This window comes from Cellulosilyticum sp. ST5 (assembly GCF_046529625.1).
In the GTDB taxonomy this organism is placed as follows: domain Bacteria; phylum Bacillota; class Clostridia; order Lachnospirales; family Cellulosilyticaceae; genus Cellulosilyticum; species Cellulosilyticum lentocellum.
The window spans coordinates 4,842,617-4,852,633 of record NZ_CP132338.1; the positions used below are offsets into that span (position 1 = coordinate 4,842,617).

General features: G+C 33.3%; 9 protein-coding genes and 2 tRNA genes. 8 read left to right on the forward strand and 3 right to left on the reverse strand.

Annotated elements, in window-relative coordinates:
* Positions 1-30: 30 nt before the first annotated feature.
* Positions 31-2,043 carry a ferrous iron transport protein B gene (gene feoB / locus QTL86_RS23010; RefSeq protein ID WP_410496132.1) on the reverse strand — a complete coding sequence of 671 codons (2,013 nt, stop codon included), beginning with the start codon at positions 2,041-2,043 and terminating at the stop codon, positions 31-33.
* A gap of 143 nt (positions 2,044-2,186) precedes the next feature.
* Complete coding sequence (locus QTL86_RS23015) at positions 2,187-2,411, reverse strand: ferrous iron transport protein A (RefSeq protein WP_127067643.1); 225 nt, start codon at positions 2,409-2,411, stop codon at positions 2,187-2,189.
* Positions 2,412-2,578: 167 nt separating this feature from the next.
* Here QTL86_RS23015 and QTL86_RS23020 point away from each other — a divergent pair, with 167 nt between their 5' ends.
* From QTL86_RS23020 to QTL86_RS23040, 5 genes are all read left to right on the forward strand, one after another.
* On the forward strand, positions 2,579-3,490 hold the full coding sequence (locus tag QTL86_RS23020) for a ribonuclease Z (protein ID WP_127067642.1): 912 nt from the start codon (positions 2,579-2,581) through the stop codon (positions 3,488-3,490).
* Between the two features lie 20 nt (positions 3,491-3,510).
* Positions 3,511-4,095, forward strand: a complete 585-nt coding sequence (locus QTL86_RS23025; protein WP_410496133.1) for a DUF6715 family protein — start codon at positions 3,511-3,513, stop codon at positions 4,093-4,095.
* A 20-nt stretch (positions 4,096-4,115) separates the two neighbouring features.
* Complete coding sequence (gene tsaD, locus QTL86_RS23030; protein WP_127067640.1) at positions 4,116-5,132, forward strand: tRNA (adenosine(37)-N6)-threonylcarbamoyltransferase complex transferase subunit TsaD; 1,017 nt, start codon at positions 4,116-4,118, stop codon at positions 5,130-5,132.
* A gap of 21 nt (positions 5,133-5,153) precedes the next feature.
* Entirely contained in the window at positions 5,154-6,209 is a 1,056-nt protein-coding gene (locus QTL86_RS23035; protein ID WP_013658309.1) for a PIN/TRAM domain-containing protein, read from the forward strand.
* Positions 6,210-6,651: 442 nt separating this feature from the next.
* Entirely contained in the window at positions 6,652-7,017 is a 366-nt protein-coding gene (locus QTL86_RS23040) for a VanZ family protein (protein ID WP_013658308.1), read from the forward strand.
* A 300-nt stretch (positions 7,018-7,317) separates the two neighbouring features.
* Here the strand turns inward: QTL86_RS23040 and QTL86_RS23045 are convergent, their stop codons facing one another.
* Positions 7,318-8,640 carry an APC family permease gene (locus QTL86_RS23045; protein WP_127067639.1) on the reverse strand — a complete coding sequence of 441 codons (1,323 nt, stop codon included), beginning with the start codon at positions 8,638-8,640 and terminating at the stop codon, positions 7,318-7,320.
* Positions 8,641-8,820: 180 nt separating this feature from the next.
* Here QTL86_RS23045 and ispD point away from each other — a divergent pair, with 180 nt between their 5' ends.
* From ispD to QTL86_RS23060, 3 genes are all read left to right on the forward strand, one after another.
* Positions 8,821-9,519 (forward strand): 2-C-methyl-D-erythritol 4-phosphate cytidylyltransferase, encoded by a 699-nt coding sequence (gene ispD, locus QTL86_RS23050; protein WP_013658306.1) that lies wholly within the window; start codon positions 8,821-8,823, stop codon positions 9,517-9,519.
* Between the two features lie 267 nt (positions 9,520-9,786).
* Positions 9,787-9,872 (forward strand) — tRNA-Ser (locus QTL86_RS23055).
* 33 nt (positions 9,873-9,905) lie between these two features.
* Positions 9,906-9,994 (forward strand) — tRNA-Ser (locus QTL86_RS23060).
* The last annotated feature ends 23 nt before the right edge of the window (positions 9,995-10,017 follow it).

Consider the following 10,017-nt stretch of genomic DNA (forward strand, 5'->3'; position numbering starts at 1 on the left):
ATTTTTATAATTATTAGTACTATTCAAGTTTTAGAAGAATAAGTTTCCTACGGTATAAAAGATAAAGGCTACTCCCCATGCGATGAGTAGTTGATAACTAATAGCAAACCACATCCATTTTAAGCTATTAGTTTCTCGTTTAATAGCGCCTAAGGTACCTACACAAGGGACATAAAGTAAGGTAAAGATAAGGAAGCAATAAGCACTAAGTGGTGAAAAAGAGCTAGCTAGTGCATCATGAAAGACTGTAGCGCTTGTGCTTGCACCTAAACCATAGACGATAGCCATATTAGAAACAACAATTTCTTTACCTACTACACCGGCAATAAGAGATAAGGCAGCTTGCCAATTACCAAACCCAAGAGGTGCAAATACTGGTGCAATGATTCTGCCGATAGAAGCACCAAGGCTGTTGGACATATCTGTAGGACCAGTAAAGTTGAAATTTAAAATAAACCAAAGAATTACAGAAGCTACAAAGATAGTTGTACCAGCTTTTATAAGGAAGCCTCTTACCTTTTCCCATACTTGAGTAGCAATATGTTTAATGCTTGGTAAATGATAAGGGGGTAATTCCATGATAAAGGGCATGCTGTCTGATTTAAATAATGTCTTTTTAAAGATAAAAGCGACTAAAAGTCCAATTAATATACCTATAAAATATAAGGAAAATATAACAATGGCTTCTTTACCAGGAAAGAAAGCAGAGGCAAACAGGGTGAAGATAGGAAGTCTAGCACTACAAGAAAAGAATGGATTAATTAAAATAGAAGTCATTCGATCCTTTTCATCTTCAATTGTACGTGTTCCCATAATGGCAGGTACATTACATCCAAAGCCTAATAGCATAGGAATAATAGATTTTCCATTAAGACCAAGCTTTCTCATAAGCTCATCCATAATAAAGGCAACACGTGCCATATAGCCTGTATCCTCTAAAATTGTTAGTGTAATGAATAAACAAGCAATATTCGGCAAGAATGTAAGTACACCAAATACACCATTTAAGGCACCATCTATAATAAGTGCTCTAAGCCAATCAGCTACATTTAATGCTACAAGCCCGTTATTACATAAATCCAATATATGCCCAAACACTGTATCGAATAAGTCAGTTAAAGGATTTCCAACTAAATTAAAGGTAAAGTAAAAGACAGCGAACATAACAGCAGCAAAAATAGGAATGCCCAGAAAACGATGAGTGACAAAGTGGTCTATTTTATTAGTGAAAGAAGTCTGCTCATGAGCATCTGAACTCATAACCTTTGAAATAATAGAGGAAATATGTTCATATTTACTATCTGTAATAGATTCACGAATAGCTTCGATTTCTTCTGTTTGTAATAAGGTTTGTAACTCGTCATGATGTTCACCAGGAACTAAATCGAGGGCCCTTTCATCACCTTCTAGAAGTTTTAAAGCAATCCATCTAGCAGGCACCTTTAAAGAATGGTCTTCTAGTAAATGAATAGTTTCTGAAAGAGTAGCTTCAATTGAAGCTAGATAAGGCACATGATAAGCCGTAGAATCTACTTTAGAAGCAGTAACTAAAGCCGCGGTGAGTTCTTTAAGTCCCACTTTTTTAGAAGCTACAATTGGAATAATAGGTATACCTAAGAGGCTAGTAAGCATTTCAGTATTAATTTTCAATCCTTTTGCAGTGGCTAAATCCATCATATTGAGAGCCATAACTACAGGCTTTCCTAGTTCTAGGAGCTGAAGAGTTAAGTAAAGATTTCTTTCAAGATTAGAGGCATCCACTAAATTCAAAATAACATCTGGATTTTCCTTTACAATATAATCTCTGGCAATACTTTCATCTAAAGAGAAGGCAGATAGGCTATAGGTACCAGGTAGATCTACTAGATTGATAGATACAGAAGTATGCTCAGCAGCTTGGTAATAAAAATGACCTTCTTTTTTCTCTACAGTTACACCAGCCCAGTTACCTACTGTATAGTGGGAGCCTGTAAGTGCGTTAAATAAAGTAGTCTTGCCTATATTAGGGTTACCAGCAAGAGCTACTGTTAAATGATTAGTCATAAAAATCCTCCCAAGGATAAAAATAATTAAATCTCTATAATAATATTTTTTAGAAAGATAAAGCTTTTGATAAATAATAATCACTTTGATAATAAAAGCTCTATAAAGTATATAAGCACTACTAGTAAACTAGTAGTACTTCTTTAAGCGATTAGTATATATTTGGCATCCTCTTTACGAATACACAGGCTATAACCTTTTAGTGAAATTTGAATAGGATTACCTAGAGGTGCTAATTTTTCGATTGCTACTTGACTTCCTTTTACAAGTCCCATATCCATAAAGCGTTGTTTGATAGGAAGAGGTGCAGTGATACTTGTAATAGTAGCTTTTTCTCCGAGCTTTAAATCTGATAGTGCTTTACTCATACAAATTCCCCCCTATACTATTTTAAGATAATTTTAGTATAGTTAAAATGAAAATGTTTGTCAATGAGGAACGATAATTGATATCTGAAAAGTAAAAAAGCAGATATGATTGTAAGAAAACCTATAAAAGGATATAATAACATTATTAAAAGAAAGGAATTAAAATTATGTTAGACATTTGTTTACTTGGAACAGGCGGGATGTTACCGCTTCCTGATCGCTACCTAACAGCAATGTTAGCTAGGTTTAATGGAAGGAAGCTACTTATAGATTGTGGTGAAGGAACTCAAGTTACGATGCGTATGCTAGGCTGGGGATATAAGACGTTAGATGTTATTTGTTTCACACATTATCATGGTGATCATGTAACAGGGTTACCAGGCTTATTATTAACTATCAATAATACAGGAAGAACTGAGCCACTTACGATTATTGGACCACCAGGACTTAGAAAAGTAGTAGAAGGTTTGACAGTAGTTTCTAAGGACATAGCATTTGACCTCGAACTTATAGAACTACCTTATGAAAAACAAACCTTAAAAATTGGTGAATTTGTTATTACAGCACTTCCAGTGCCACACAATGTAAAATGCTTTGCTTATACAATTGAGAATTATCGTTTACCTAAATTTATGGTAGAAAAAGCAAAAGCCAATAATGTTCCTCAAAAATACTGGAAAAGACTACAACAAGGTGAAGAAGTTAAAGTTGGAGATGACTATTATACACCTGATTTAGTCTTAGGAGATAAAAGAAAGGGCATTAAGGTATCATATAGTACAGATTGTAGGCCGATACAAGAATTAGAAGAACTCATTCAGGAATCAGACTTATTTATTTGTGAGGGAATGTATACTGATGATAGTTATTTAGCTCAAGTGAAAAAGCATAAACATATGTTAGCATCAGAGGCGGCAGAGTTAGCAAAAAAAGCGAGAGTAAAAACTTTATGGCTTACTCATTTTAGTCCGGCCTTACCACAGTCTTATATTAATATAGATAAGGTAAAAGAAATCTTCCCAAACACTGTAGCAGGTTATGACCGAATGACAACAACTATTGACTTTACAGAAGAATAGTAGTTGAAAGGAGAGGTTGTATGAAAAAAATAATAGCAGTATTAGTAATGGGAGTTATTATAGGTATATATTGTTTAAGTTTAAGAAATGCAGGGCAGGAAAAAAAAGTAGTAAGTACATCTGCATCTGTTGCAGAAAAACTTCAAACAATAACACAAGAATTAGGAGAAAGTTATCCTAGTACACCTAAAGAAGTAGTAGAAAAGCATAATGAATTAATGCGTATTGGATATAGCTCAGATATAAAGGATGAAGAGTTGACTGCATATGCAGAAGCTTTAAGAATGCTATATACTAAACGCCTTCAAGAAGTAAACCCTATAGAAACTCAAGTGAGTGGCCTAATTGCTGAGAGATTAGAAAATGAAGATAAACCACTTATTATGATTAATAGTGAAATTATGGATGTAACAATCATTAAGGATTCTGACGATAGCCAAAATGATTCTGCTGGAGTTGTGGTGAAACATGGAACTAATAAAGGTAATATTACTAAAGAGTATAGTTTAGTTAAAGAAGACGGAATGTGGAAAATCCAATCATGGGAAACTCAGAAAAGTGAGGAGGATTCTACTCAAAGTCAAACAACATCAAATAATGAATAAGCCAACGTGGAGGAATAAACATGAAGGATTTAACAATACTTGCTATTGAAACATCCTGTGATGAGACATCGGTAGCAGTTGTAAGAAATGGTCGTGAGGTATTAGCTAACACTATTTCTACACAGATTGCTTTACATGAACAATATGGCGGTGTTGTACCAGAGATTGCTTCAAGAATGCATGTAGAAAAAATTAACTTAGTTATAAAAGAAGCTTTAAAAACAGCAGGTCTAGCACTAGACGATATAGACGTTGTAGGTGTTACGTATGGACCAGGATTAGTAGGAGCACTATTAGTGGGAGTTATGGCTGCTAAGTCTATTGCTTTTGCAAAAAGTAAACCTTTAGTTGGGGTACATCATATAGAAGGGCATATAGCAGCGAATTATATTGCACATCCAGAATTAGAACCACCATTTCTGTGTTTAGTAGTATCAGGTGGGCATACACATTTGGTACATGTGAAAGATTATACTACTTACGAAATTATGGGACGTACAAGAGATGATGCCGCAGGTGAAGCTTATGATAAAGTAGCTAGAGCTATGGGTCTGAGCTATCCAGGTGGCCCAAAGATTGACAAGCTTGCAAAAGAAGGAAATAAAGAAGCTATTAAATTTCCTAGAGCAATGCAAGATGGGAGTTATGATTTTAGCTTCAGTGGTTTAAAATCTGCAGTGCTTAATTATATTAATGGCTGTAAAATGAAAGATGAACCTATCAATGTAGCCGATGTAGCAGCAGCATTCCAAGCTAGTGTAACGGATGTACTAGTGGGAAAGACATTACAATTAGCAGAAGAAAAAAATATACCTAAGATTGCTTTGGCAGGTGGAGTTGCAGCAAATCAAGGCCTAAGAGAAGCTATGCAGAAAGCCTGTGATGAGAAGGGTAAAAAATTATATTATCCAGAGCTCATACTTTGTACAGATAATGCGGCTATGATAGGGTGTGCAGCTTATTATGAATATTTAAAAGGGACAAGAGCAGATATGAGTCTGAATGCAGTACCTAACTTGCCTATTGGTGGAAGATAATCCTACAGAAAGGAGATTGCAATGAAAAATATTCTGAGAATATTATTATCAGGATTAATAGCAGGATTGATAACCGCAGGAACAATGCATTTAGAGCTAATAGGTATTATTCCAACAACAATAGAAGGAACACTTAATAGTATTTATATTAATAAGGAACTTATTATTTTTATTTTATCATTTGCACTTATGTTTTTTTCTTTAAGTATTCCTTTAGCACGCCGATTAGCTAGTAAGCTAGAAGATACATTAAGTAGGTACCCAATGCAAGAAATTTTAATGTATATTATAGGCCTAGGCATTGGATTATATGTAGCTAGCTTAACAAGTAATGCTTTTAAAATGGAAAGAGATAATCTAGTAAGCCAAATATTTATTTTATTATTATATATAGGTTTGGGATGCTTTGGAATTTATTTGGTTCACTTGAAAAAAGGTGAAATCAAGGGCTGGATTAGTAAAACTGGTGATATTTTAACTCATTGTCAACCTAAAATATTAGATACTAGTGTCATCATTGATGGGCGCATTTTAGATATTATGAGTACTGGATTTATTGAAGGGAAAGTCATCATACCTTCATTTGTGTTAGATGAACTAAGACATATTGCTGATTCCTCAGATTCTCTTAAACGAAATAGGGGAAGAAGAGGTCTTGACATTTTAAATGAACTGAAAAGCGCACGTATAGCGGCGGTTGAGGTTATGGAGATTGACTATCCAGAATTGCAAGAAGTAGACAGTAAACTTTTAAAATTAGCCAATGAAATTCAAGGCAAGATTGTAACTAATGATTTTAACCTTAATAAAGTAGCAAAACTTCAAAAAGTACAAGTACTTAACATTAATGATTTAGCAAATGCCATTAAGCAAGTTGTGTTACCTAATGAGGAAATGAAAGTTTTGGTAGTAAAAGAAGGAAAAGAACAAGAACAAGGTTTAGCATATTTGAATGATGGTACAATGATTGTCATAGAAAATGGTAGAAAATATGTAGGGTCTACTATTAAAGTAATAGTAAGTACTGTATTACAAACCTCAGCGGGGCGAATGATTTTTGCTAAAGTTGAAGAGTAAGCTATAGATCAATCTATATAACAAATTAGAGCAGTTTATATAAAAGTTTACACTCAGATAGAAACAATGCATCTTAGACTAGATAAACGGATTAATTCACAATAGGCAAATAAAAGGGTAAGGCAGTAGGCTGAAATCAAGCTTAATACCATTACCCTTTTTATATGTTACTGAGATTAAAATACTAGCGTCTATTATAGTTAGCATCAACACAATGATTGGAACTAAGAGAGAAGAGCTGAGAGATAAGAGATAAGGGATAAGGGATAAGGGATAAAAGATAAAAGCTAAAAAGTAAGAGATAAAAGGAAAGAAATAAAGATAGAGAATAAGCAGAAGATACGGGCAAGATAATTCAAAGAACAAAAGAATAAGTTAAACAAAGAATAAAGTTAATACCATATCATAGAATTTGCAAAGTCTAAAATGTAAGGAGAATATGATGAATCATATAAAAAATTATAAGTTTACAGTACTATCAATCATACTTATTTTAATAGCAGTGTTAATGCCGGCTGATGATGTGCCATCTGTAAGTATTCCTCATATTGATAAACTAGTTCATGCAGGAATGTTTGGATTTTTAACACTCTGTTTTTATGGAGAGTATTTTTTTGAGAAGAGAAAAATACCATCCATACTTTTGCCATGGATCTTAATAGAAATATTTGCTATTATTACGGAACTACTACAATACTTAGTAGAAGGGCGCTCCTGTGACATAAAAGATTTTTTAGCAGATACAATAGGTAGTATTATAGTAATAGTTATAATAAGATATTTTTATGGAAAAAAAGTAAAAGGGTAAGCAATTTAAAATTAATAATACTTCTAAGGTCACTATTTCTGTTGTTCTAATAAGAGAACATAGAAGTATATCACACCTTTTATACCTAAAAACATATAGATGGAATTAAAATAATCATAAGCTGAATAATGATTATAGAAAAATTCAAAGGATAGCTACAAGTCAAAGTAGTATTTAACAGGATTCAAATAAATCAGGTTTTAAATAAAAATAAGCCTTCTGAAATACTTAATATTTCAGAAGGCTTATTTCGCTTAATGAATGAAACCTATATCATTTTATAGGGTGCTATAAATACTCTTAGGCAACAGATTTTTTCCAGAATCTATAAGCAATAATAAGTATAATACTGCAGAATGAAATATAGAAAATAAATAAAGGATTTTGCATCCCTACATATAAAATAATAAGTGATCCTAAAATAGCAAATATAGGGTTAACTTTCCCCTTCCAAAAGCTTTTGATTTCACCTTTAATACCTAAACGAAGCACATGCACATATAAAAGAATAAATAGAACATAATTAAGTGTAGTAGATATTTCAGAAACATCAGATCCACCTAATATATTAAATTTAGTAGTAATATAATGCATAGCTAACCAAAACAAGGTGATGCCTAGGGCAATTAGATATGAATATAATGGAATGCCTAACCTTTTACTTATTGAAGAAACCTTTTTTGCATTAGGGAACATATTACGAATTGCTAATGAATACGGTAGGCGACTAAGTCCCATAGTTAATCCATTGGCAGTCCCAGCTACAGAAATAATAACAAAAATAATCAACGCTTTAGCGCTCCATGGACCAAATAATTGGGTTGCAACTAATTCTACGTGAGCATCTTTAGTGGCAATAATTGTTTCAGGACCTAAATAAATACTAATGCCAATAAAATAAAGTAGGTACATAATTAGTACAAGGAGAGGAGAAAATATTAATGCAATAGGAATATTTCTTTTTGCATTTTTAACCTCATGAGAAATAGCAGTTGATACAATCCAACCATCAAAAGCAAAAACAATAGGAATAAGCGCGCTAAGCCAAGTAGCAGACTGAAATTCTGGGGTTGTAATTTCTATAGCAGAACTTGGATCACCAAATATAAAACCGGCTATACCAATTAGTAATAGAGGAATAAGTTTGATGAAAGTAGCTACATTTTGGCAAAGTCCAGCAAGTTTTGCGGAAAGTATGTTGATTAAAAAGATGATAAGTGTAGCAATTAAGCCAATAAGTATTTGTAACTCTAAAGTAGCGCTTAAGCCAAATAAGATACAAGTATAAATACCTACAACATAGCATACAACAGCAATAAGTGTAGGATAGTATAAAAAGACTTGAAACCAACCCAAAGCACAAGCGATACCACCATTATAGGCATCTTCAGCATAACTTATAGGGCCACCTGGTTTATCTGTGCGAGCCGCTAATTCTGCTACAGTTAGACTGCCAAAAATGATACTAATAGCAGCAATACAGAATGCTAATGCACCTAAAAAAATGTTACCATTAGTAGCTACTAAGATATCATCACTTTTAAAGAAAATACCCGAGCCGATAACAACGCCTACAATCATAGTAATGCAGGTCAAAAGACCATATTTGTTTTTTGATGTCATGTAAATCCTCCCTTTGTTGTCATAAGTCAATAACAAATAATAAATCAATTATATAGGTAAGAATAGATATTAACAACGATTTTTTTTGTATTTACAAAATTAGATGAGTGAAAATATAATAAAGATTAAATGAGGGTATATATAAAGTAAATTATGTTATATAAAGGAGAAGACAGAAGGATGGAGAAAGTAACGGCAATTATAGTAGCTGGCGGTAGTGGCAAACGTATGGGAATGTCGATAAAGAAACAATATATTTTATTAAGCAATAAAGAAGTGTTAGCGCATACAATAGAGGCATTTGATAAATGTGAGCTAATTCAAGAAATCATTCTAGTAGTGTCAGAGGATGAGATTAACAAAGTGAAAAAGGATATTGTAGAGAAGTATTCTTTTAATAAAGTAAGGAAAATTGTATCGGGAGGAACAGAAAGACAGGATTCTGTATATAATGGATTATTGGCAACGTCTAATGATACTAAATATGTCATGATTCATGATGGAGCGAGACCATTCATTAAAGAAAAGATAATACGAGAAGCTTTGAAATTAACAATAGAAAAAGAAGCAACAGTTGTAGCTGTTCCTGTAAAAGATACAATTAAGGTTGTAGATAATAAAAAGCAAATGGTGATAGATACGCCTAATCGTACTACTCTATGGTCTATACAAACGCCACAAAGCTTTTCAAAGGAATTATTATTAAAAGCATATGCATATGCCAAAAGCGAAAATCTAGCAGTAACAGATGATAGTATGTTAGTTGAAGCGTATGGAAAAGCAGTATATATTGTTCAGGGAGATTATACGAATATAAAAATTACAACACCAGAAGATTTAATAATAGGAGAAGCAGTGTTAAAAAATCAAAAGGGGTAATACGATAAGGAAAAATAGATTAATTGGAGGGAAAAGTAATAATACAATAAGAATAATATGAGAATTCACAGGAAGCGAAGACTACTAAAAAAAGGAATAAAAAATACTAAAAAAGTGTTGACCTATGACAAATGCTATGATATATTAAATAAGCACTAACGACGAGGCAATATTTATAGAAGAAATGAGTTGAATAAATATTGACAAGATAAAATGAGTAGTGTAGAATTTATTAGGTCGGCTAAGGTCGAAATGATAATGAAATATGGAGAGATGGTCGAGTTGGTTTAAGGCACCGGTCTTGAAAACCGGCGAGGGTAACACCTCCCTGGGTTCGAATCCCAGTCTCTCCGTTAATCTTGTTTTTTATAGTGGAGAAGCACTATGGAGAAGTACCCAAGTGGCCGAAGGGGCTCCCCTGGAAAGGGAGTAGGTCGTTAATAGCGGCGCGAGGGTTCAAATCCCTCCTTCTCCGTTGTTTAAATTACAAGGTTGAAA